This window comes from Mesorhizobium sp. IMUNJ 23232, assembly GCF_044326205.1.
Taxonomy (GTDB): domain Bacteria; phylum Pseudomonadota; class Alphaproteobacteria; order Rhizobiales; family Rhizobiaceae; genus Kumtagia.
Genome location: NZ_JBIRCY010000001.1, coordinates 24,121 through 45,999, shown reverse-complemented (window position 1 = coordinate 45,999; position 21,879 = coordinate 24,121). Strand labels below are relative to the sequence as shown.

Annotated in this window: 21 protein-coding genes; 13 read left to right on the top strand and 8 right to left on the bottom strand. The window is 62.8% G+C overall.

Going from position 1 to position 21,879, the window contains the following annotated elements; genetic code table 11:
• Positions 1-207 precede the first annotated feature (207 nt).
• From ACH196_RS00220 to ACH196_RS00210, 3 genes are all read left to right on the top strand, one after another.
• Entirely contained in the window at positions 208-333 is a 126-nt protein-coding gene (locus ACH196_RS00220) for a hypothetical protein (protein WP_396643909.1), read from the top strand.
• Positions 334-438: 105 nt separating this feature from the next.
• Complete coding sequence (locus ACH196_RS00215; protein WP_396643907.1) at positions 439-1,473, top strand: aspartate-semialdehyde dehydrogenase; 1,035 nt, start codon at positions 439-441, stop codon at positions 1,471-1,473.
• Entirely contained in the window at positions 1,470-1,925 is a 456-nt protein-coding gene (locus ACH196_RS00210) for a GNAT family N-acetyltransferase (protein ID WP_396643905.1), read from the top strand. Before ACH196_RS00215 ends, ACH196_RS00210 begins: the two co-directional genes overlap by 4 nt.
• A 2-nt stretch (positions 1,926-1,927) precedes the next feature.
• On the opposite strand, the gene ACH196_RS00205 is transcribed toward ACH196_RS00210, so the two are convergent.
• Complete coding sequence (locus ACH196_RS00205; protein ID WP_396643903.1) at positions 1,928-2,326, bottom strand: ACT domain-containing protein; 399 nt, start codon at positions 2,324-2,326, stop codon at positions 1,928-1,930.
• A 102-nt stretch (positions 2,327-2,428) separates the two neighbouring features.
• Between ACH196_RS00205 and ACH196_RS00200 the strand changes: the two genes are divergently transcribed.
• From ACH196_RS00200 to ACH196_RS00185, 4 genes are all read left to right on the top strand, one after another.
• Positions 2,429-3,064, top strand: coding sequence for a TetR/AcrR family transcriptional regulator (locus ACH196_RS00200; RefSeq protein ID WP_396643902.1), 636 nt, complete (start codon positions 2,429-2,431; stop codon positions 3,062-3,064).
• A gap of 146 nt (positions 3,065-3,210) precedes the next feature.
• The gene (locus tag ACH196_RS00195; RefSeq protein WP_396643900.1) at positions 3,211-3,456 is read left to right on the top strand and encodes a hypothetical protein; all 246 of its coding nucleotides are present in this window, start codon (positions 3,211-3,213) and stop codon (positions 3,454-3,456) included.
• Positions 3,457-3,601: 145 nt separating this feature from the next.
• A complete protein-coding gene (locus tag ACH196_RS00190) occupies positions 3,602-3,883 on the top strand; it encodes a GlsB/YeaQ/YmgE family stress response membrane protein (RefSeq protein ID WP_396643898.1) in 282 nt (93 codons plus the stop codon).
• Positions 3,884-4,072: 189 nt separating this feature from the next.
• On the top strand, positions 4,073-5,353 hold the full coding sequence (locus tag ACH196_RS00185; RefSeq protein ID WP_396643897.1) for a hypothetical protein: 1,281 nt from the start codon (positions 4,073-4,075) through the stop codon (positions 5,351-5,353).
• Positions 5,354-5,355: 2 nt separating this feature from the next.
• Here ACH196_RS00185 and ACH196_RS00180 read toward each other — a convergent pair whose 3' ends face one another.
• On the bottom strand, positions 5,356-5,628 hold the full coding sequence (locus ACH196_RS00180; RefSeq protein ID WP_396643895.1) for an usg protein: 273 nt from the start codon (positions 5,626-5,628) through the stop codon (positions 5,356-5,358).
• 315 nt (positions 5,629-5,943) lie between these two features.
• Between ACH196_RS00180 and acs the strand changes: the two genes are divergently transcribed.
• Positions 5,944-7,899 (top strand): acetate--CoA ligase, encoded by a 1,956-nt coding sequence (gene acs, locus ACH196_RS00175; RefSeq protein ID WP_396643893.1) that lies wholly within the window; start codon positions 5,944-5,946, stop codon positions 7,897-7,899.
• A gap of 22 nt (positions 7,900-7,921) precedes the next feature.
• A complete protein-coding gene (locus ACH196_RS00170; RefSeq protein ID WP_396643891.1) occupies positions 7,922-8,662 on the top strand; it encodes an MOSC domain-containing protein in 741 nt (246 codons plus the stop codon).
• 46 nt (positions 8,663-8,708) lie between these two features.
• On the opposite strand, the gene ACH196_RS00165 is transcribed toward ACH196_RS00170, so the two are convergent.
• The 5 genes from ACH196_RS00165 to ACH196_RS00145 all read right to left on the bottom strand — a co-directional run bounded on the left by ACH196_RS00165 (position 8,709) and on the right by ACH196_RS00145 (position 13,807).
• Positions 8,709-9,977, bottom strand: coding sequence for a class I SAM-dependent methyltransferase (locus ACH196_RS00165; RefSeq protein WP_396643889.1), 1,269 nt, complete (start codon positions 9,975-9,977; stop codon positions 8,709-8,711).
• Positions 9,978-10,346: 369 nt separating this feature from the next.
• Positions 10,347-11,774, bottom strand: a complete 1,428-nt coding sequence (locus tag ACH196_RS00160) for a pilus assembly protein TadG-related protein (RefSeq protein WP_396643887.1) — start codon at positions 11,772-11,774, stop codon at positions 10,347-10,349.
• A 247-nt stretch (positions 11,775-12,021) separates the two neighbouring features.
• Positions 12,022-12,486, bottom strand: coding sequence for a thermonuclease family protein (locus ACH196_RS00155; RefSeq protein WP_396643885.1), 465 nt, complete (start codon positions 12,484-12,486; stop codon positions 12,022-12,024).
• An 82-nt stretch (positions 12,487-12,568) separates the two neighbouring features.
• On the bottom strand, positions 12,569-13,438 hold the full coding sequence (locus tag ACH196_RS00150) for a transglutaminase family protein (RefSeq protein ID WP_396643883.1): 870 nt from the start codon (positions 13,436-13,438) through the stop codon (positions 12,569-12,571).
• 117 nt (positions 13,439-13,555) lie between these two features.
• Complete coding sequence (locus ACH196_RS00145; RefSeq protein WP_396643881.1) at positions 13,556-13,807, bottom strand: DUF1674 domain-containing protein; 252 nt, start codon at positions 13,805-13,807, stop codon at positions 13,556-13,558.
• Positions 13,808-13,877: 70 nt separating this feature from the next.
• Between ACH196_RS00145 and htpX the strand changes: the two genes are divergently transcribed.
• The 4 genes from htpX (at position 13,878) to purH (ending at position 19,804) form a co-directional block, all read left to right on the top strand.
• Positions 13,878-14,915 carry a zinc metalloprotease HtpX gene (gene htpX / locus ACH196_RS00140; RefSeq protein ID WP_396643880.1) on the top strand — a complete coding sequence of 346 codons (1,038 nt, stop codon included), beginning with the start codon at positions 13,878-13,880 and terminating at the stop codon, positions 14,913-14,915.
• Positions 14,906-16,312 carry an RsmB/NOP family class I SAM-dependent RNA methyltransferase gene (locus ACH196_RS00135; RefSeq protein WP_396644415.1) on the top strand — a complete coding sequence of 469 codons (1,407 nt, stop codon included), beginning with the start codon at positions 14,906-14,908 and terminating at the stop codon, positions 16,310-16,312. The genes htpX and ACH196_RS00135 overlap by 10 nt, the downstream gene beginning before the upstream one ends.
• Positions 16,313-16,401: 89 nt before the next feature.
• Positions 16,402-18,108 carry a heparinase II/III family protein gene (locus ACH196_RS00130; RefSeq protein ID WP_396643879.1) on the top strand — a complete coding sequence of 569 codons (1,707 nt, stop codon included), beginning with the start codon at positions 16,402-16,404 and terminating at the stop codon, positions 18,106-18,108.
• A 79-nt stretch (positions 18,109-18,187) separates the two neighbouring features.
• Complete coding sequence (purH, locus tag ACH196_RS00125) at positions 18,188-19,804, top strand: bifunctional phosphoribosylaminoimidazolecarboxamide formyltransferase/IMP cyclohydrolase (RefSeq protein ID WP_396643877.1); 1,617 nt, start codon at positions 18,188-18,190, stop codon at positions 19,802-19,804.
• A 31-nt stretch (positions 19,805-19,835) separates the two neighbouring features.
• Here purH and ACH196_RS00120 read toward each other — a convergent pair whose 3' ends face one another.
• Positions 19,836-21,212, bottom strand: a complete 1,377-nt coding sequence (locus tag ACH196_RS00120) for an MFS transporter (protein ID WP_396643875.1) — start codon at positions 21,210-21,212, stop codon at positions 19,836-19,838.
• Positions 21,213-21,879: the final 667 nt, after the last annotated feature.

Below are 21,879 nucleotides of genomic sequence, written 5' to 3'. Positions count from 1 at the left end.
CGCGGCGGCTGCCTTGTCCTCGCGGCGGCTGCGGTCGAGCTGGCAGATCATGTTGGTCTGCTGGCGCGACCCGGCTGCCGCTTCCGTGATCCAGATTGCCCTGAAGCGACGTCGGGGCGCAATTGACTCTTCAGCCGAACCGCGTAAAGAGACGCGCGGGCGAACAGCCGGCGGTCTTGACAGTCGAGACCGCGAAAAAGGTGGACGATGCGCGGCCTGTTGATGGCGCTTTTTGCAGTCGATTTTCCCGGCCATGGCGCCGGGCGCGACCGCGTGTCCTTTGCTTCGACCAAAACCCCGGCCAAAAAAACGACCGTCACCAAAACGGTCTGATTTCCCTGGCCATCTCGCCCTCACCCGGGTCCGGCCCGGGAACGAGACCCGCGCCGGCCAGCGGGTTTTCCCAGAGCAAAGCGGTGAGGGACAGGAGCAGGTAACATGGCATTCAAGGTAGCGATTGTCGGCGCCACGGGAAATGTGGGCCGCGAGATGCTGAACATTCTGGAAGAGCGCGGTTTTCCGGTCGGCGAAGTGGTGGCGCTGGCGTCGCGACGCTCGGTCGGCACCGAAGTGTCGTTCGGCGATCGCACGCTGAAGGTCAAGGCGCTCGACACCTACGATTTTTCCGATACCGACATCTGCCTGATGTCGGCCGGCGGCAACGTCTCCAAGGAATGGTCGCCAAAGATCGGCAAGCAGGGCTGCATCGTCATCGATAATTCCTCGGCTTGGCGCTACGACCAGGACGTGCCACTGATCGTGCCCGAGGTGAACCCGGACGCCATCGACGGCTATACCAAGCGCAACATCATCGCCAATCCGAACTGCTCGACCGCGCAGATGCTGGTGGCGCTGAAGCCGCTGCATGACGCGGCCACCATCAAGCGCGTGGTTGTCTCCACCTATCAGTCGGTCTCCGGCGCCGGCAAGGAAGGCATGGACGAGCTTTTCCAGCAGACCCGCGCCGTCTTCGTCGCCGACCCGGTCGAGGCAAAAAAGTTCACCAAGCGCATCGCTTTCAACGTCATTCCCCATATCGACGTCTTCATGGACGACGGCTCGACCAAGGAAGAGTGGAAGATGGTCGCCGAGACCAAGAAGATGCTCGACCCCAAGATCAAGGTGACGGCGACCTGCGTGCGCGTGCCGGTTTTCATCGGCCATTCCGAGGCCGTCAACATCGAATTCGAAAAGCCGATCACCGCCGACGAGGCACGCGACATTCTTCGCGACGCGCCGGGCTGCCAGGTGATCGACAAGCGCGAGAACGGCGGCTACATCACGCCGCTGGAATCGGCCGGCGAGGACGCCACCTATATCAGCCGCATCCGCGAGGATTCGACGCTCGACAACGGCCTCAACATGTGGATCGTCTCCGACAATCTGCGCAAGGGCGCCGCGCTCAACGCGATCCAGATCGCCGAACTGCTGGTGGCGCGCGGGCTGGTCAAGCCCAAGCAGAAGGCGGCTTGACGGACACTTCGCGACAGGTCGTCCTGCGTCGGGCAAATCCGGCCGACGCGGCTGATATAGCCCGGATCATGCGGGCGGCGCTGGCATCCTTCGACTGGATGCCGGTGCTGCATACGCCCGACGAGGATCTTGCCTTCATCGCCAACCAGGTTCTTCCCCATCAGGCCGTTACCGTCGCTGAAGCCGGCGAAAACGTTGTCGGCTTCATTGCCGTGAAAGGCGAATGGATAGAACAGCTCTATCTCGATCCGGCCTTCACGGGTCGCGGCATCGGCAGCCGGTTGCTCACGCAGACGGTCGAGACCATGCCGGTGGCGAAGCTGCATTGCTTCCAAGCCAATTCCGGCGCGCGCGGTTTCTATGAATGGTACGGCTTTCAAGCCGAAGCTTTTGGCGACGGCAGCGGCAACGAGGAAGGCCTGCCGGACATTCTTTATGTCCGCAGGCGTTGACTTCAGCCCTTCGCCATTTCCCGCAGGATCGCCATCGCCTCTTCCGCCCGGCCGGCCGGCACGAACAAATGGTCGTGGTAGAAGGCGGAGACAGGGTTGACCCCCATGCCCGCGGCGGCAAGTCGCGCTGTGATGGCGGCAAGGAATCCTACCGCCTCCAGCGAGGAATGAATCTCCAGCGTGATCATCCTGCACGGGAAGGTTTTGGCCAGACCGGCGGCATCCGCGTCCTCTTCGCGCAGGATCAGTGTGATGCCTTCGGCTTCGCGGAACAGCATGACCGGTTCGACATATTGCAGCACGGCGTGGCCGCTCGGGATGCTGCAGAACACAAAGACGCCGGTTTGCAAGCAAGGCCGCATCCCGGCAATCAATGCCGCAAGCTTCGTTTCTCCCGTCATGCCGCACACCTTGCCGTCCGCGAAACCTGCATCTTGCAACCCGCATCGCCGTTGAAGCATTTTTCGTACAGCGTATAATCCACGTCGGGAGGCCCGCCAAGCATGCAAGCCAGGAGCCGCAGGGAAACGCAGAAGGCCGGGATCCGCGCCGAGCTGATCGAGGCCGCCCACGCGCTGGTCAAGGAAGACGGCTACGAAGGCCTGACGATCCGGAAGCTGGCTGCGCGCGTCGGCTATGCCCCGATGTCGGTCTATTCCTATTTCCCGGACAAGCATTCCATCCTGTTCGCGCTGGCCCAGGACGCTTTCGCCGTCTTGGCCAGGTGCATGGAGCGCGACGCGCCCGCCGACCCGCTCGAAGCCCTCATCAAGCTGATGCGCGAATACGCGGCATTCGGCTTCGACAATCCAAACGAATACCGGACCGTCTTCATGACGCGCGACCCGGCCGGCTTCGCGGACATGGATTTAAAGGGCATCCACAAGGACAATCCTGCGCTGCTGCTCCTCCTCCAGCGGGTCCAGGCCTGCGTCGACGCGAGCGTGCTTTCAGGCGACGTGTTCGCCATCGCCACGCTGATCTGGACTTTTGGGCATGGCACCGTGTCGCTGCTGATCAGCTTTCCGAACTATCCCTTCGGCGACCGCGACGCCTATGTCGAGCGCTCGATCGAGGTCGTGCTTGCGGGCATCCGCAGCGCTCCCGTTCCACCGCTGGACGATCCGCGACGCTGCTGACGCCCAACGCCGCTTCGCACGACTTTTCTTAACGTTTCGGAAATATTTTCGTACACGTACGAGATTTCTATTGCGCACGACCTTCGCATGCCGTATGCGTACGTAATGGCGTACATGTACGAGATTTTACGCGAAAGGATCCGATCGTGAAACAAGTCGCCCTTGCCCTGGCGGTCATGGTGGCCGTCTCCAGCCCGCTCTTCGCCATGGATACCGTCAAGCAGCCGCCGGCGGCTCCCACCGCCAAGACCCGCGTGGTCAAGCCGGCGGAGCGGCCGGTGCTCGATCAATTCAAGACCCAGTCGATCGATCCGGCGCCGAACGGGAATGCGCCTGCGCCGCGCCGCTCGGGCATCGAGATCAACCCGTGGGTTGTTCCGAACTTCCTCTGAGATTCGTCCCGCACGCGATGCGCACCTGCAAACGGCGGCCACAACCGCATGCTGGATAAGGATGCCCGTGAGGCGTATTCTCTGATTCGGCCATGGCGAGGATTCGCTGGCAGGCAGCGACCGTGGTCGATGCAGGAGAATGTTCATGGAAAATGCAGCCGTCGAAGGCTCGAACGTACTCTACAACGTCATCATCTGGATCATCGTAGGCGGCCTCGCCGGTTGGCTTGCCGGCCTGGTCGTCAAAGGCATGGGCTTTGGCCTCGTCGGCAACATCGTGCTCGGCATTGTCGGCGCTATCGTCGCCGGCTGGTTGCTTCCGAAGATCGGCATTTCGCTGGGCAGCGGCATGATTGGCTCCATCATCGCCGCGGCGATCGGCGCGATCATCATCCTGATCATTGTCGGGCTGGTCAAACGAGCGTAGCCGCCGAGGCGAGTGGGCAGAGAAACCGAACGGCGGGGCGCCGTCCCGCCGCGTTTTCCTGAATGAACCTACCGTATCGGACAGACCAGTTCCGGCATACTTGGCGCGCTTTAGTGGCAGCCACGCTGTTGCAAAGATCGGAGCTTAATGACTACAATCCCGCTATGGTCGCTGTGCGGGAGGCAACAGATGCGACTTCTAAGCTTCGCGATCTTCATGGTGGCCATGTTCGTCCTGGCCCCGCTGAACGCACAACCTCTTCAAGTGCAAGACAAAGATGTAGAGATTGTCGATTATGCAATTGCGAAGAGCACCATCGGGCGGCTATTCAATATCTACAGCAATGACGCTCTAAAAAATCCTCAAATTCATGAAAAGAAAATATACATACCGGCAGGAACCCCATTAGCCTTGCTCAACAATAGCTATGAGGACAGCGCAGGTAATACATGGCACCTTGCAATCACCTATGACGGATTGTTGACCTATGTGATAGGAGAGAACAAAACCCTTGCAAAGCCACCAGCTGGTTTCTTCAGAAGCGCGATATTCGATGAAAAGACGAAGGGTAGATCTGTAAAGCTTATCGCCGTCATTCAGGCGAAAAAGGACGTGAAAACCGAAAAATACAATCAGATTGGATTAACTCAGTCTGAAGTCTATGCCGTTGCGGACATAAATTCAGAGGACAACAAGATATCACTTGTTCTCGATAAATCAAAACTTGGCGACCTTTGGCGCGCCGATGAAGTTGTTACCACGACAACCGATGATGTTGCGGTGCTTTCGAGGGATGTTTTTCTGAAATCCAACGAATGGGCATTTCCGTTCCTGAAATATGATCCCGCCAAAGAGGCATACAACGCGATAGAAGATGCGTTTAGGAAGAATAACCGAGATATTGATGAATTAAAAGATAAGATACTTGGGTATCTAAACAGCAGATTTCTCGATAGCAAAAGCTGCGAAACCCAAATCTCCTTCGATTTTACCTTTGATGTGGAGCTTGGCATCGATCTTAATACGATACTTTCCCCAATAACAGCGAAACTGGCGATGACCGGCGGTGTGTCCGGAAAGACCGAGTACGCGAAGGGGGAAGATTTCGATATGGACCGTACGACGCGATCCGGCGTGATCTATGAGATAAAGACCGACCGTACGCGCGAGAATTGTTCGAGTGAGCCAAAATCCGTAAGAATTTATATTTCGGGAAGCGATGACGTCGATGGCGAATTGACGGCGGGGGAGATAGAAGCTGCGGGCTTTTCGTCTGGGCGTAACGGATTTCCGCTATATACCTGCCGGCAGGAATTCTTCGCCCTGCGTGATATACTTTCCAACAAATATGGCCTTCCTAGGCCTATCGCGACTTTTGTGATCGCAAACAAGGGCGAATATCGGCAGACCGACAATGCCAGCAAGTGCGAGCAGTCGAAAGTCGTGGCAAGCTCGACGCCGAGCCAATAGGTTCAGTGCAGCACGATCTCGCCGTCGACCTTGCGCCATTCATTGGGCGCGATCAGCCGTCGATGGGTGTAGGCCACCGAGTGCAGTGGCCCTTCCAGCTTTTCCTGCCAGAAGTCCAGGAACTTGAACAGCATCGGGAATTTCGGCGCGAGGTCGAAATCCTGCCAGACGTAGGTCTGCAGCAGATGCGGATGGTCGGGATAATGATAGAGGATCTTCGCGGTGGTCAGCCCGTAGCCCTGGAGCATCAGTTCCATTTCGGAAGCGGTTCGCATGGCGGTCCTCGTCTCGAGCGCCGAACAATCCTCCCAAGCAAATTGTGCGACGCAACGGTTACCTGTCGATTAACAAATTTGCTCCCGGCGTCCCGGTTCTGTCAAGAATTTCAGTAACTTGGCAGCGAAGCCGGCTGAGTGCTAACAGATATCGCGGCGCCTGAATCAGGGCCGATGCGGCATCCCGCCACGCGCCCCCAACGTCTAATATTGTCGTTTCCGGCGAATTGATAATAATGCCGGCCAAATCACGGACCGGCTGGCGCCGGGTTGCGGCGCATGGCAGATGGGTCGCGGCGCAAGGGAGGGAAAAGAATGTCCGAAGTGCATGTCCACAAGGTCCAGCCCGCGTGGAAGAAGCGCGCCCTGATCGACAACGAGACCTACCTGAAATGGTATGCCGATTCGATCAAGAATCCGGACAAGTTCTGGGCCAGGCACGGCCAGCGCATCGACTGGTTCAAGCCCTTCACCAAGGTCAAGAACACCTCCTACAACGGCAAGGTCTCGATCAAATGGTTCGAGGACGGCCGCACCAACGTCTCCTACAACTGTATCGACCGGCATTTGAAGAAGCGCGGCGACCAGGTGGCGATCATCTGGGAGGGCGACAACCCCTATGATGACAAGAAGATCACCTACAAGGAACTCCACGGCCACGTCTGCCGGCTCGCTAATGTGCTGAAGAAGCACGGCGTCAAGAAGGGCGACCGCGTTACCATCTATATGCCGATGATCCCGGAAGCCGCCTATGCGATGCTCGCCTGCACCCGCATCGGCGCCATCCATTCGATCGTCTTCGGCGGCTTCTCGCCGGATTCGCTGGCCGGCCGTATCGTCGACTGCGAATCGACCTTCGTGATCACTGCCGACGAGGGCCTGCGCGGCGGCAAGACCATTCCTCTCAAGGAAAACACCGACAAGGCGATCGACATCGCGGCGCGCCAGCATGTCATGGTCAAGAACGTGCTGGTGGTGCGCCGCACCGGCGGCAAGGTCGGCTGGGCGCCGGGTAGAGACGTCTGGTACCACGACGAGGTTGCTTCGGTTCCGGCCGAATGCAAGCCGGAGAAGATGAAGGCGGAGGACCCGCTGTTCATCCTCTATACCTCCGGCTCGACCGGAAAGCCGAAGGGCGTCCTGCACACCACCGCCGGCTATCTGGTCTGGGTCTCGATGACCCACCAGTATGTCTTCGATTATCACGACGGGGACATCTACTGGTGCACCGCCGATGTCGGCTGGGTCACCGGCCACAGCTATATCGTGTATGGGCCGCTCGCCAACGGCGCGACCACCCTGATGTTCGAAGGCGTACCGAACTATCCCTCGCAGTCGCGCTTCTGGGAGGTAATCGACAAGCATCAGGTCAACATCTTCTACACCGCGCCCACCGCGCTGCGCGCGCTGATGGGCGCCGGCGACGGTCATGTCACCAAAACCTCGCGCAAGTCGCTGCGCACGCTTGGCACGGTCGGCGAGCCGATCAACCCGGAAGCCTGGGAGTGGTATTTCAACGTCGTCGGCGACAAGAAGGTGCCAATCGTCGACACCTGGTGGCAGACCGAGACGGGCGGCATCCTGATCACGCCGCTGCCGGGCGCCACGGACCTCAAAGCCGGCTCGGCGACAAGGCCGTTCTTCGGCGTCAAGCCGGAACTGGTCGACGGCGACGGCAAGCTGCTGGAGGGCGCCGTCAGCGGCAATCTCTGCATCAGCGATTCGTGGCCGGGGCAGATGCGTACCGTCTATGGCGACCACGAGCGCTTCGTGCAGACCTATTTCTCGACCTACAAGGGCAAATATTTCACCGGCGACGGCTGCCGCCGCGACGAGGACGGCTACTACTGGATCACCGGCCGCGTCGACGACGTGATCAACGTCTCCGGCCACCGCATGGGCACGGCGGAAGTGGAGTCGGCGCTGGTCAGCCACCCGAAGGTCTCGGAGGCCGCGGTCGTCGGTTACCCGCACGACATCAAGGGCCAGGGCATCTATTGCTACGTGACGCTGATGGCCGGCGAGCAGGGATCAGACGAATTGCGCAAGGAACTGGTCGCGCATGTGCGCCAGGAAATCGGCGCCATCGCCTCGCCCGACAAGCTGCAATTCGCGCCCGGCCTGCCGAAGACACGCTCCGGGAAAATCATGCGCCGCATTTTGCGAAAAATCGCCGAAGACGATTTTGGCGCGCTGGGCGATACATCGACGCTCGCCGATCCGGCGGTGGTCGACGACCTCGTCGCCAACCGTCAGAACAAGAAAGGGTAGACCCTCGGTCTGGAGGCCGCGAATGGAAGAGATCGGCCGGGTTAGTGGTCTCTGGCGCTATCCGGCGAGTTCGCTGGGTGGCGAGCAGGTAGGAATTCTGGATATCGGCGCTTCAGGCGCCGAGGGTGATCGTCTGTTCGGCCTGGTCGAAGCCCCGACGGACGAGATCGCCCGGCCCGACGGCGACCGCAAATGGCACAAGGTGCCGCACATCAAGACGCGGCTCTCGCCAGATGGTCTATTGGAAATCGCAACGCCGGAGAGCAGCTGGCTGTCGGCGCCGGGCGTCGAAAGCGACGAGGCTGTATCAGACTATCTCGGTTTTGCGGTATCCATCCGTCCGTTCGATAGAAAATATGCTTCCGACGCCTATGCCGGCCCGCTGACCGCGGAACGCTACCGCAAGGCGCCGGTGCATCTGCTCACCACCGCTTCAATGGCACGGCTGAAAGCCTTGCACCCGCAGGGCGATCCCGATGCCCGGCGTTTTCGGCCAAACATCGTGGTCGACATGCCCGAGGTCGATGGATCGTTCCCGGAGACGGAATGGATCGGCCGGCGGCTGGCTGTGGGCGACCTGGAACTGACGATCTCGGAACCGTGCCGCCGCTGCGGCTTCACCATCATTGCGCAGGACGGTTTTGACAACGATCCCAATATCCTGCGCAACCTGGTGCGCCACAATGCCCACAATATGGGCGTCTATTGCACCGTCGACAGGCCGGCGCGGGTCTCGCTTGGCGCGCCGATGCGCTTCCTGTAGGGCCTCGTCGAGGTGGCTCGGCGGACAGGCGGTAGCGTTTCCAACTCTATCGATACAAATCCGCCCGCGTCGGCGGCAATATGCTGAGGCCCTTGCCGCGCTTGACCGCCACCGTCTGGAAAATCTGCGTCGAGCCGCGCTGGAAGGTGATCGAGCAGCCGGTGAGATAGAGCAGCCACAGCCGCGCCTTGGCTTCGCCCACCTCGGCCACCGCCTCGTCGAAACGGTTTTGCAGCCTCTCGGCCCAGAGCCGACAGGTGCGGGCATAGTGTTCCCGCAAATTCTCGACATCGTAGACGAGAAACCCGTGCGCTTCGAGATTGCCGGTCGTCATGCCGATCGTGTCGAGTTCGCCGCCCGGAAAGATGTATTTGATGATCGCCCGGTATTCCGCGCCCTTCTTCAGCGTCTTGCGCATCGTGCCTTTCGACCGCCTTGTGATCGCGTGATGCAGGTAGATGCCGTCCTGCTTCAGCAGGCGGCGCACGCTGGCGAAATAGGTGGCATGGTTGGCGATGCCCAGATGCTCGAACATGCCGATCGAGCAGATCTTGTCGAAACTGCCCTTAAGTTCCGTGTAGGACTTGATCTCGATCGTGATGCGGTCCTCGAGCCCCTCCGCGCGGATGCGCTCGCGCGCAAGCTCGGTCTGCCGCTCCGACAGCGACACGCCGTGGCCGGTCACGCCATAATGTTTTGCCGCGTAGATCAGCATGGCGCCCCAGCCGCAGCCGATGTCGAGCAGCCGGTCTCCCGGCTTCAGCCGAAGTTTTCTGCAGATGTGCTCCAGCTTGTCCGCCTGCGCCTGGTCGATGCCATTGGCGAAATCGGTGAAGTAGCCGCAGCTATAGACCATGCGCTCGTCGAGAAAGAGCCGGTAGAAGGCGTTGGAAATGTCGTAGTGGTGGCGGATCGCCTCGGCGCTGGAGCCGCTGACGAAGGGGTCACGGCCCGCAAGCTCCGCGGTTTTCCGTGTCGGGTTTCCCGAAAACAGGATCATTGGCAAGTCGCGCAGCAGCCCGAGTTTTGGCAAGGTCTTGAGTTTTGCTCTCAGCTTGCCTTCCGAGCGGCGTTCGAAGATGTCGAAGAGCGTCCCGCCCTCGATGTCGACCGCTTTCGACACCCACATCTCGATCAGCGTATCGAGTTTGGGATAGCGAAGCAGACGCCAGACGATGGCCTGATCGTTGAGCACAATCGTCGCGCCGGTTGGCGGGCCGAGACGCTCCCCCGTCCAGAGCCTGACCGCGAACCCGGGCCTCAGCGTATCCACCACCGCCCGAATGATACGGATCGCCCTGTCGCCTGCGTCCATTCCCACCCCCATCGGGCAGTTTTCAAACCCGCCCGGCCTCTGACCTGACCCCTCGTTCAACGCCTGCAAATCTGCTTGCACGCCCGCAGGTTGCGGCCGCTCTTGCCAAACCGGCGGCGAGACCCCATCATATGCATGTGTTCAACCAATCGAAAGGAGGTGATCCGATGTCGAGTGTATTCGTTTCCCAGCGTGTGGTCTCGGCGGATTGCCTTTTCGGGGAGCAGTCTTCCCGCTGAAGCGCGATCACGTGCGGCAGGTGATCCCCAGGGATCGCCGCTGACGGCCGCGCTGGACGAAAGACACGGAAGGCCTCTGTCCCGGTCGGGACAGAGGCCTTTTTCTTTGGGTCGTTAACGCCGGAAGCGCCTACTTGGTGAGCGCCAGCCGTTCGGTGTTGCGGATGATTTCGGCGAAAGCTGCATCCAGTTCCGCGCCTGTCGACGCTTCGAAATAGTGCTTGACGGTCTTGGTGTCCGGGCTCGCGCATGCCTTCAGCATGGCCTTGACCTCCTTCGGGTCCGCACCGTCCTTGTCGACATTGTCGAGGTCGAAACCGATGGTGAAGACCTGAATTTCGTCCTTTTTCATGTTCTTGCACAGGCTTTTGGCGTAGCTCGCCGACTTGGTCTTCGATACCGAACTGTCGCGTTCTCCGCCGGCGGGAACACCAGCAAATGCGGTGTTGAACACGCCGTCCGTCATCAGGATCGCCACCTTGGTGGTCTTCTTCGGGTCGTAGTCTGACGGACCCTTACCCATCGACGCGTCCTTTATCGCATTCGCCCAACGGTGCGACAGCATATAGTAGGTCCACTGTATTCCGATTGCGCCCGCGGTGACACCAACCGCTTTGTATCCTTCGATCGAGTCAAGAAGTTTGTCAGCATCAGCCGTCAGTGGCACGAGCACACCATCGGGACAGGATTTCTGCCCATCGCTACGCTTCAATCGGTTATCGCGGTTGACCAGCGCCTTATACCATTTTTTGTCCAGCCCGAGCCGTTCCTCTTGCGGGCCGTCGTCCGTAAAGTCCGGCTTGCCGTCTATGCGTTTGCGCTCGGTCACGCAGTTGTCCAGCCGCTTCACCGAACTGATGACGTAGTTCGAGGGAGGAACGTCCGGACCGGTGGCAGTTTCAAAAAAGCTCGCCTGGTCGGCGAGATCGCCTATGTTGACCGCATCCGCATAGGGGACCAGCGCCACGCGCACGCGTGGATTTTTCGGGTCGCGGTTCTGCGCGAGCGCCAGCTTGACCGCGTTGGTGGCAGCCTTCTTGAGGTCTCCGATCTTGTCATGCCCCCACGCCCACTTCGGATCCATCGACCACGTATTGTCGAGCATCATCGCGATCTCGACCTTCTTGTCGGAATAGAGGGCGGCCGAAGTGATCGCCACCTTCGGATCATAGCCGAACAACGGGAAGGCCGGGTCGACATAGGCGTGGGCCGTAGCCTCCAGCGTCTTGGCGCTGTCATCGATTGTCAGCGTGTCGAGCACGAAAGCGCCCTTGTCGGCGAACTTGCCGTCGGCGTTGGCGGAGAGGATCTTCTCCACCTCCTTACGCGCGTCTTCTTTCTTGATAACGCCGGTCGTGATGTCGCGGGCCGTCGAGGTCACGGCGGCGTCGAGCGCGGCATGAAGGCTGGACTGCACATGATAAGCCTGCGTCAGGTTGACGCCGAAGCCAGCCGCCATCATGACCGTCATCATCGACATGCCGAAGAGCACCGCGAAGTTGCCGCTACGATCCTCGGCGAAACGAATCGCCGCGAGCTTCAATCCGAGAGAATTCATCTGCCGCCTCCATGCCGACGGTCCGCCAACCGTTCGCAAGGCGCATTGCAGGATTCCGGCCTGGATCAGTCGTTGCCGGCCGAGAGCCGAGGAGAAGTCTCAACTCTTTGAAATTGCTGACTGTCGCCCGGAGTTATGGTTAGCGCTGGCCAGGCGCCTGCCCTATTGGTTGACAAGCGTTAACCATGACCTACGAGCGCCGGAAAGAATGTGCCATATCGGGACGGCGGCGCTGTATCGCGGCGGATCATTCGCACCAGCTTTGCCGCTTGCCGCCCTTGTAGGGGCGGGCCAGCCCTTCCTCGATCAGGACCCGCGAGACCTCCTCGCCCTCGGCCGTGAACACGTCGGCCAGCACCCGGCCGTAATATTTGGCGCCGCCGATGTTGGAGATGACGATGGGATCGTCGCCCAGCATGAGCGACAGCACGTCGCGCGCCTGCCGCGCCGCTTGCCGCTCGGATGCGCAGCGGCCTTTCATCTCCGGCGCGTCTACCCCGCGAATACGAACATTGATCCGAACGAATTGCCCCGGCCACACATGCGTCTCGGCGACAAAGGTGTCGCCGTCGAGAACCGAAAGCACTCGCGCCTCTACCGGCCCTGCGAAGCTTGCGGCGGCGAGCCCTGCCTTGCACGGAAACACGCCGATGATCCCCACCGCTGCGAGCAGGGCCGAAATGCCACGGCGAAGGAAGGTATGGTGATTCATGGAAAAGGAATTTATTCCTTTTCCATGAATCACGCAAGAGCAAACATAGTTGAGAAGGTTGTCTCAGTCGAGAAAATTCAACCTATGAGAGCATATGCGTGCCGATCATACGGTTGATGGCCCTCACCGGCGCCTGCGTCGCCGACGTCTCCTGCTCATAGGTCCAGACCTTGAAGGTCGACAGCGAGTGCGGCCCGAACGTATGCAGCAGCGGCACGTCGGTAGCGTCACGGCCGCGCGCGATCACCACGCGGCCGATGCGGGGAATGTTGTGGCGCGGATCGAAACTGTACCACTTGCCGTCGAGATAGGCCTCCATCCAGGCGCTGAAATCCATCGGCGCCGGGTCGGCGGGAACGCCGATGTCGCCGAGATAGCCGTTCACGTAGCGCGCCGGGATGTTCATGCAGCGGCAGAACGTGATTGCCAGATGCGCGAAGTCGCGGCAGACGCCGACGCGCTCCTCATGCGCCTGTGCCGCCGTTCGGGTCGCGCGGGCATAGCCATAACCGAACGACAGACGCGCATGGACATAGTCGACGATCGCCTGCACGCGCGCCCAACCCGGCGGAAGATGGCCGAAGAGCTGCCACGCAGGTCCCATCAGATGGTCGGTCTCGCAATAGCGGCTGCCGAGCAGGTAGCCCAGCACATCGTCGGGCAGGTTTTCGACCAGGCTTTCCTGCGCCAGCGTATTTGCCGCGTCCGGCTCGCCGCTGTCCTCGACGACGGCATCGTAGAGGATGCGCACGCCGCCCGCGGGGGCGCTGAACCGGCGGCAGATGTTGCCGAAGAGATCCGTGTAAATTCGCGTCGGCACCGAGGGCGAGGTCAGGACGCGGGTCTGGCGCTTGATGTCGGGTTGACGGTCACGGTGGATTTCGAGAAGGGAGATCACCGGCGTCGGCTGAGGGCAGGAAATCGCGATTTCATAGCCGAGCCGAATGAGCATGGATTGCCTCCCCGCATCTGGAAAAGAAGTCGTCCAAAACGCGACGGAGGCCGATTTTGTTCCGACTGGACAGTTCGTTCGGCAGGCTGGGCGCGGCCCCGACCGAACCACGAAACGTTAGAAATCGCTGGCGATGCCCTTGATTTCCCAGTCTCCGTAACGGACCGGTTCCTCGCCGCGGCGGCCGCCGAACTCGCGCGGCATGGCGGCCACCCGCGCTTCGGTCTGGGCACGGCGCGCCGCCGCTTCGTCAAGCGCCCTGCGGGCCGCGGCCGTCAGCGGCCTTGCTTGCGATGGACCGTTGGAAGCCGGCGGGTTTGCTGCCGCTTCGCCGGCGGGTACGGCCATTGCGTCTTCGTCGGAAATCATTGAAACAACCTCGCGTCTCCCCCATCATATAGCAGCAAATCCTCTGGGATCGACCTGCAAGGAGCTTTCAATGAACATGATGCGGACTGCCATGCTTCTGGCGCTGATGACGGCGCTGTTCATGGGGGTCGGATATCTGATCGGCGGCTCGGGCGGCATGATGATCGCTTTCCTCATCGCCGCCGGCATGAACCTGTTCAGCTACTGGAACGCCGACAAGATGGTGCTGCGCATGCACCACGCGGTCGAGGTCGACGAGCGCAACGCGCCGGAATATTACCGCATCGTGCGCGACCTCGCCGCGCGCGCCAACCTGCCGATGCCGAAGGTCTATCTGATCGACAATCCGCAGCCCAACGCCTTCGCCACCGGGCGCAACCCTCAGAACGCCGCCGTGGCCGCCACCACCGGCTTGCTCAACCGCCTCTCCTACGAGGAAGTCGCCGGCGTGATGGCGCACGAACTCGCCCATGTGCAGAACCGCGACACGCTGACCATGACGATCACCGCCACGCTTGCCGGCGCGATCTCCATGCTTGGCAACTTCGCCTTCTTCTTCGGGGGAAATCGCGAAAACAACAATCCGCTGGGCTTCATCGGCGTGCTCGTCGCCATGATCGTGGCGCCGCTCGCCGCCGCTATCGTGCAGATGGCGATCAGCCGCACCCGCGAGTACTCCGCCGACCGGCGCGGCGCCGAGATCTGCGGCCATCCGCTCTGGCTGGCCTCGGCGCTGAACAAGATCGCCCGCAACGTCGAGCGTATCCCCAACGACGACGCCGAGCGCAATCCCGCGACCGCGCCGCTGTTCATCATCAATCCACTGTCGGGCGAGCGCATGGACAATCTGTTCTCGACGCACCCGGACACGGAAAACCGCATCGCCGCACTTGAGGCGATGACGCAGGAGTTCGGCTCGGACCAGGCCGCCCAGCCTCGTCCCCAGCCACGCGCCGAGACGCCTGCCCGCAAGCCTGCCTCAACAGGCGGACCGTGGGGAAACCCATCGGCTGCGCCCGCCGAGCCAGACCCGGAGCCTGAACCCAAGGCCAATCCCTGGGGACGCAACCCGACCGGTCCGAAGAGCGGCAAGGGCCGCTGGTCGTGAGCGGCGAAGGATCGCCGCCGCGGGACAGACGACGCAGCAAGCACTCTTCCTCCCAGCCGGGCCGGCCTGCCGAGCCGTCCGCACCCGGCCTCGCCGCGCGCATGGCGGCGGCGCGGCTGCTCGCGGCGGTGGTCGATGCAAAGACGCCGCTCGACGGCCTGACCGACCAGGAGCACGGCCATCCGCAATTCAAGGCACTCGACCAGCGCGACCGCGGATTGGTCCGCGCCATCCTCGTCACCGCGCTCCGTTACCGCAGAACAATCGAGGCGCTGATGTCGGCGCGGCTGCGCTCGCCGCTGCCGGCCAACGCGACGACGCTGTCGCACATCCTGCATGTCGGCGCGGCGCAGATCCTGTTTCTCGATGTGCCCGACAGCGCAGCCGTCGACCTTGCCGTGACGCATGCGAAGGGCGACCCACGCACCGCCCGTTTCGCGGCACTGGTCAACGCCGTGCTGAGGGGTGTTGCCCGCGACAAGGCGGCCGACCTGCCAGAAACCCTCGCGGCAGTGACGGATGCGCCCGACTGGTTTGTTGCGCGGCTGCGCGAGGCGTATGGTCCTGAGCGCGCGAAAGAAATCCTTGCCGCGCATCGGCTGGAGTCGCTGACGGACTTCACCGTAAAGACTGATCCGCAGCACTGGGCGAACATTTTCGGCGGCGTCGTGCTGCCGACGGGCTCTGTCCGGGTCGGCAGGCTGCCCGCCACCGTAGCCGAGTTGCCTTTCTATGCGGAGGGCGCGTGGTGGGTGCAGGATGCGGCCGCCGCGCTGCCGGCAAAACTGTTTGGCGATGTGGCGGGGCTGCGCGTCGCCGACCTTTGCGCCGCGCCCGGCGGCAAGACGGCCCAGCTTGCCGCGGCCGGCGCGACCGTCACCGCCGTAGACAGTTCGCGCAGCCGGCTGGCGCGGCTGCAAACCAATCTCGACCGGCTCGGGCTGAAGGCGGAGATCGTCCAGGCCGATGCCATCGATTGGATGCCGCCCGAGACGTTCGACGCGGTGCTGCTCGATGCGCCCTGTTCGTCGACCGGCACCGTGCGCCGCCATCCGGACGTGCCGTGGACGAAGTCGCCCGCTGACATCGAGAAGCTTGCCGGCCTGCAACGCCGCTTGCTGGATCATGCCGTACGTTTGCTCAAGCCCGGCGGAAGGATCGTCTTCTCAAATTGCTCGCTCGATCCGCTGGAGGGCGAGGAGATGATCCGGCAGTTCCTTTCGCAAAGCACCGATTTCGCTACCGACCCGATCGAACGGGGCGAATTCGCCGGGATCGACGATTTCATCACGCCGGAGGGCTGGCTGCGCACCACGCCGGCGGACATGCCGATGGCGGACGCATCGCTTTCGGGCATGGATGGATTTTTCGCCGCGCGCCTGCGCCGCAGCATCTGAGCCGGCTCGGCCAAACATCTCGTTTCGCCTTCGCAGCATCGGCTGAATCATCTACAAGGCGCGAATTAGCCGAAGCCCAGGAGCAATTTTTGGCGGCTGCCAGCACGAGGCGTCTGTGGACGCTGGTCGCCAGGGAATATTGGCGGAGGGGTCGCCGTCGCCTGCGCACGGGCCCGCTCTACCGCTGGCGCTACAGCGGCCGCACGCCGGAGCGTGTGCTGATCGCACCGCCGGACCTGCGCCTCGCCGACCCGCAGGTGGCGGTGGAAATCTATCACGGCCGTTTTCCGCTGAGCGGCCATATGGTCGAGACGGGGGGCCGTTCGCCCTTCCTGCTGGACGTGACGGATCGTGGCTGGCTGAAGTCCCTGAACGGGTTTCGCTGGCTTCGCCACATGCGCGCCGCCGGCACCGAACTCGCCGCCGCCAACGCCCGCGCGCTGGTGTCCGACTGGATCGCGGCGCACGGCTCGCACATTGCGGGCGTCGCGTGGGAGCCGGCGATGACGGCCAAGCGCCTGATCGCCTGGCTGCAGCATTCGTCGGTGGTCCTGCAAGGCGCCGAATTCGCCTTCTATCGCTCGTTCCTGAGATCGCTGGCGATGCAGATCCGCTACCTCCGCTCGGTGGTGCGGGAAATGCCGGACGGCGAGGGCAAATTGCGCGCCCGCATCGCGCTGGCCTATGCCGCGCTCTCGCTGCCCGCACCGCCCTCGGCGCTGCGCAACGCCACCCGCAACCTCGCGGACGAACTGGAACGCCAGGTCCTGCCCGACGGCGGCCACATCTCGCGCAATCCGATGGCGGTCATGGAACTGCTGGCCGATCTCCTGCCGCTGCGCCAGACCTACGCCAACCAGGCGGAAGCCCCGCCGGGGGCGCTGATCGGCGCGGTCGAACGCATGCTGCCGGCGCTGCGCTTCTTCCGCCATGCCGACGGCAGCCTCGCGCATTTCAACGGCATGGGCGTCACCATCCACGAACGCGTGGCCGCCATACTGCGCCATGACGACACGGCCGGCGCGCCGCTGCTGCATGCGCCGCATTCCGGCTATGAGCGGCTTTCCATGGGCGGAACGGTGGTGATCGCCGACACCGGCGCGCCGCCGCCCCTGGAGGTCGCCGAGGCCGCGCACGCCGGCTGCCTGTCCTTCGAGCTGTCGTCGGGCCGGCACCAGTTCGTCGTCAATGCCGGCGTCGACACCTATGGCGCGGAAGAATTCCGCCCGCTCGGCCGCGCCACCGCCGCGCATTCCACCGCCTCCATCAACGATACGTCGCTGGCGCGTTTCAGCCATCCGGAACGCATCAGCAGCATCATCGGCGCGCCGCTGGTCGACGGGCCGCACGAAGTGCGCTGCGACCGGCTCGACCAGCCGGGCGCCCAGGGTTTTATCGCCGGCCACGACGGCTATGTCAGGCGTTTCGGCATCTACCACGAACGCCGGCTGACGCTCTCGGCGGAAGGCGAGACGCTGGCCGGCCTGGACCGCTTCACGCTGCAGGGCGGGCCGGCTTCCGAACAGGATGCGGTGGCCATCCGTTTCCATCTCCATCCGGAGGTGGAACTGTTCCGCGACAACCAGGGGCGGCTGGTGCTTGCGCCGCCTAACGCCGACCGCTGGTTCTTTTCCACCAACATTGCGCCGCGGGTCGAGGAATCGATCTTCTTCGCCGCGCTCGGCGGCCCGCGCCGCAGCCGCCAGATCGTGCTGGCGTTCCGGGCTTCCGAGGTGCCGGAGGCGCAATGGCAATTCCAGAAGAAACGCCGCGAACCGGCGATGCCGCAGGTATGATCCCCGGCCCGCGACTCCCTTGATTTCCGGCCAGCCCGTGTTAGGTCGCACCCAACGCCCCGTCGCGAAAGACCCTCCCATGGCCGTTGCCTCGAAAAAAATCCCCGCGCCCGATCTCGTCATGGTCCGCCGCGCGCTGCTTTCCGTCTCCGACAAGGCCGGCCTCGTCGAATTCGCGCGGGCGCTGACCGGCTTCGGCATCGAACTGGTCTCGACGGGCGGAACGGCCAAGGCGATTGCCGCCGCCGGTCTCGCCGTGCGCGACGTGTCGGAACTGACGGGTTTTCCCGAGATCATGGACGGGCGCGTCAAGACGCTGCATCCGGCGGTCCACGGCGCCCTGCTCGGCGTGCGCGACGATCCCGAGCACACCGCGGCGATGCGGCAGAACGGCATCGAGCCGATCGACCTCGTCGTCGTCAATCTCTATCCGTTCGAGGAGGTGCGCCACTCCGGCGCGGACTATCCGTCAGTGGTCGAAAACATCGATATCGGCGGGCCGGCCATGGTGCGGGCGTCGGCGAAGAACCACGCCTATGTGGCCGTCGTCACCGAACCCGACGACTATGCCGCCGTGCTCAACGCGCTGGAGCTCAACACCGGCAGCCTGACGCTGGAGTTCCGCAAGAAACTGGCGGCCAAGGCGTTTGCCCGCACCGCGGCCTATGACGCGGCGATCTCGCAATGGTTCGCCGAAACGCTGGAGGTCGAGCACCCCGCCTGGCGCGCCTTCAGCGGAAAACTGGAGACAGTCATGCGCTATGGCGAGAACCCGCACCAGTCGGCGGGTTTCTACGTCACCGGCGACAAAAGGCCGGGCGTGGCGACCGCCCGGCAACTGCAGGGCAAGCAGCTTTCCTACAACAACATCAATGATACCGACGCCGCCTTCGAGCTGGTCGGCGAGTTCGATCCCACGCAGTCGGCGGCGGTCGCCATCATCAAGCACGCCAACCCCTGCGGCGTCGGCGTCGGCGGCACGCTGCGCGAGGCCTACGCCAAGGCGCTCGCTTGCGATCCCGTCTCGGCCTTCGGCGGCATCGTCGCCGTCAACCGGCTGCTCGACGCCGAGGCGGCGGAAGAGATCGTCAAGACGTTTACCGAGGTGATCATCGCGCCGGAGGCCAGCGAGGAAGCGCTGGCGATCATCGCCGCGAAGAAGAACCTTCGCCTGCTGGTGACCGGCGGCTTGCCGAACCCTGCCACGGCCGGGATCACGGTGAAATCGGTCGCCGGCGGTCTGCTTGTGCAGTCGCGCGACAATGCGGTGGTCGACGCGCTCGACCTGAAGGTGGTGACGAAACGTGCTCCGAGCGAGACGGAGTTGGCCGATCTGCGCTTCGCCTTCCGCGTCGCCAAGCATGTGAAGTCGAACGCCATCGTCTACGCCAGGGACGGTGCGACGGTCGGCATCGGCGCCGGCCAGATGAGCCGCGTCGACTCTTCCCACATCGCAGCTCGCAAGGCGCTGGACGCGGCCGAGGCTGCCGGACTGGCCGAGCCGCTGACAAAAGGCTCGGTGGTCGCCTCCGACGCCTTCTTCCCCTTTGCCGACGGGTTGCTGGCAGCGGTCGAGGCTGGCGCGACCGCCGTCATCCAGCCGGGCGGCTCGATGCGCGACGAGGACGTGATCGCGGCCGCCGACGCGCATGGCATCGCCATGGTGTTTACCGGCGTCCGGCATTTCAGGCATTGATGCGGCTTCCCGCCGGCGGGCAGGGCAGGACTCAGCCGGCGGGCCGATCGGCCGGATAGGGTGTGCGCAGCAGGACAAGCAGGCCGCCGACCAGGAACAGCAGGATCATCGCCATGCCGGCCGGGTCGGACCCGGTGACGGCCGCGACCGTCGCGACGAGGGTTGGCGCCGCAAAGCTGGTGGCCCGTCCGGCGAGCGCGTAGATGCCGAAATAGCGTCCTGCCTCCTCCGCCGTCACGCTGCGCGCCAGATAGGAGCGCGACGACGCCTGCACAGGCCCGAAGGCAATGCCGATCAGCAGGCCGTAGGCGATATAGGCCTTCTCCGCCGCGGTGCCGAACATGCCGCCGCTGTCGGCGGTGGACAATTCGACCAGCCCGAACAGGGTGAAACCTGGCCCGGTCGAGACAATGCCGATCGTCGCAAGCGTCAGCAGGATCAGAGAGACGATCACCACCCATTTCGAGCCGAAAGCGGTGTCGAGGCGGCTCGCCGCGAAGCAGCCGAATATGGCGATGACGTTGAGGATGATGCCGTAGATGCCGAATTCGGTTACTGTCCAGCCAAACATCTTTGCCGCAAAGGCCCCACCCAGCGCCAGCAGCGCGTTGACGCCGTCCTGATAGACCATGCGGGCGACGAGAAAGCGGACAAGGCCGAACCGCTGGCGCACTTCCGTGAGGGTTGATCTCAGTTCGGAAAGGCCGGTGCGGATCGCCGGGCCAAGCGGCATGCCCCGAGCGCCATCCGGCGTGAAGAACAACATCGGCAGGATGAATACGAAGTACCACAACGCTGCCAGCGGCCCGGTGGCGCGGGCGTCCTCGCCCTGCGCCTGATCGAGCCCGAATAGAGGCGGTAGGCCGACGATGGTCCTGCCGGTCCCCGGCAAGGCAGCGAGCAAGGTGACGACGAAGATCAGCGCGATCATGCCGCCGAGATAGCCGAGGCCCCAGGCGATATTGGACACCCGGCCAGTTTCCTCTTTCGAGAACAGGCGCGGCATCATCGAATCGTTGAAGACGATTGAAAATTCGGCGGCGATGGTGGCGAGGCAGAAGAAGAAAAGCACTTCGACAAGGCTCGACCCCGGCGCCGCATACCAGAGCATCGTAAGGCAGGTGATCTTGATCGCCGCGAAGAACATGATCCAAGGCTTCTTGCGTCCGGTCTGGTCGGCGATCGAGCCCAGCACCGGCGACAGGATGGCGATGGCGAGGCCGGCGGCGCCCACGCCCCAGCCCCAGGCGGCCAATCCCAACGTAGAGTCGCCGGCCATGCGCGACACGAAATATGGGCCGAAGATGAAGGTGGTGACCACGGTGAAGAAGGGTTGCGCCGCCCAGTCGAACAGCATCCAGCCCCAGATGCCGCGCCGCGGAACGGCACCGGCGGTGGTTGCGGTCATTCTGGAGCCCTCACATTGCAACCGGTGCCGGCAAAGCGTCCCGCATCGGACATTCAACTCCGCAGGGTTCGCACGTCTCATGTGCCACCGCAATGGGCTCTGGCCGCCAAGCTGGTTGGGCGGGCTTCGACAGACAGCTTCGCCGATGCGATTCAATCTCGTCCGTCGACAGGAAGGTTTTGCCCGCCTCAACCCGCCGCTTGCCGGGTAACGCCCTGAAAGCGCACACGTAGGCAGCCGGTTCCACCAGGCGCACCCCGCAATTCAATGCCATCCGCCGGGACAGCACGCGAATGTCCCGGCTTGAGATTCCACAACCGGAGCCAGAACACGGTCTGAATCCGGGACAGTTTTACCCCGGGGTTTCCATGATCGCCCCGATCGCGGCTTTGTCGGCCTTGCCGGCCCCTTGGTCATGCTTATTACGCAAGATTCCACGCGGGTTGCCACCAACTATCTGTTTCTGCTTGGCTTTACAGGCATGACATTGTTTTCGACCGGCCTTGCGTCCAGGCCGGGTAGGCGCCGACGCGGGCCGCCACCGCCCGAAAAATCATTCCTTTTCAATGTGTTGTGCTGACGCCGAGACGGCAGTTTCGCCGTACCGCCAATGCAAAGGATTATTTTCCTTGGACACTTGCCAATGTTCCCTATATGTTCTATGCTG